The 1,438-nt window shown below is 69.3% G+C and carries 1 protein-coding gene; it reads left to right on the top strand.

Going from position 1 to position 1,438, the window contains the following annotated elements:
• The coding region (locus IY392_RS12520; RefSeq protein ID WP_309234177.1) for a DEAD/DEAH box helicase at nucleotides 1-1,438 on the top strand (1,438 nt) is incomplete at both ends.

Below are 1,438 nucleotides of genomic sequence, written 5' to 3'. Positions count from 1 at the left end.
AGCCCGCGTCGAGCGGAGGCGCCTCGGGGAAGCGCGCCCCGGCCGCGGAGACCGCCGCGGAGAACGCGGGCGACGACGCCGTCACGTTCGCCGACATGGGGCTCGACCCGGCCGTCGCCAAGGCGGTCAAGGACGTCGGGTACGAGGTCCCCTCGGGCATCCAGGCGGCCATCATCCCGCTGGTGATGGAGGGCCGCGACGTCGTGGGGTTGGCGCAGACCGGAACCGGCAAGACCGCGGCCTTCGCGCTGCCGATCCTCTCCCTCATCGACCCGTCGGTCAAGAGCCCGCAGGCGCTCGTGCTGGCCCCCACCCGCGAGCTCGCGCTGCAGGTCGCCGAGGCGTGCATCACCTATTCCGCCAACATGCCTCAGGTCAGCGTCCTGCCGATCTACGGTGGGCAGGCCTACGGGATCCAGCTCTCCGGTCTGCGGCGGGGGGCACAGATCATCGTGGGGACGCCCGGTCGGGTGATCGATCACCTGAAGAAGGGCACGCTCGACCTGTCGGGCCTGCGTCATCTCGTCCTCGACGAGGCCGACGAGATGCTCGCGATGGGCTTCCAGGAGGATGTCGAACGGATCCTCTCGGACACCCCGCAGTCCACCCAGGTCGCGCTGTTCTCGGCCACGATGCCGGCTGCCATCCGCCGGATCTCCCAGAAGTACCTCACCGACGCGGCCGAGGTGAAGGTCGCCTCGAAGACGGCCACGGCGCCGACCATCCAGCAGCGTTATGTGCTGGTGAACCACCGCGACAAACTCGACGCGCTGACGCGGATCTTCGAGGTCGAGGACTTCGACGCGATGATCCTGTTCGTCCGCACCAAATCGGCCACGGAGGAGCTGGCGGAACGTCTGCGGGCCCGTGGGTTCTCCGCGGCACCGATCAACGGCGACATCCCCCAGAACCTTCGCGAGCGGACCATCGAGGCGCTCAAGGACGGTCGGACCGACATCCTGGTGGCCACGGACGTCGCAGCGCGTGGTCTGGACGTGCCCCGGATCAGCCACGTGGTCAACTACGACATCCCGCATGACACGGAGTCGTACGTCCACCGGATCGGCCGCACGGGCCGCGCGGGTCGCAGTGGCCAGGCGCTGCTGTTCGTCACCCCGCGGGAACGGCGGTTGCTCTCGCAGATCGAGCGGGCCACCAGGCAGCCGCTGACGGAGATCCAGCTGCCGAGCGTGGACGACGTCAACGAGATGCGCATGGCCAAGTTCGCCCAGTCGATCACGGAGAGCCTGAACGACCCGAACCTGGCGATGTTCCGCCGCCTCGTGGAGGAGTACGCCGCCGAACACTCGGTCTCGATGGCCGACATCGCCGCCGCCCTCGCCACCCAGTCCAGGAACTCCGCCGACTTCCTCATGCGGGAGCCCGAGCGGCCGGCCCGGCGTGATCGGCAGGACGATCGCCGCGACCCCCGGCGGGA

Source organism: Dietzia sp. SYD-A1 (assembly GCF_015356725.1).
Classification (GTDB): Bacteria; Actinomycetota; Actinomycetes; order Mycobacteriales; family Mycobacteriaceae; genus Dietzia.
Note: the sequence above shows the minus strand (reverse complement) of the source record. Positions and strands in the feature narration are given on the sequence as shown.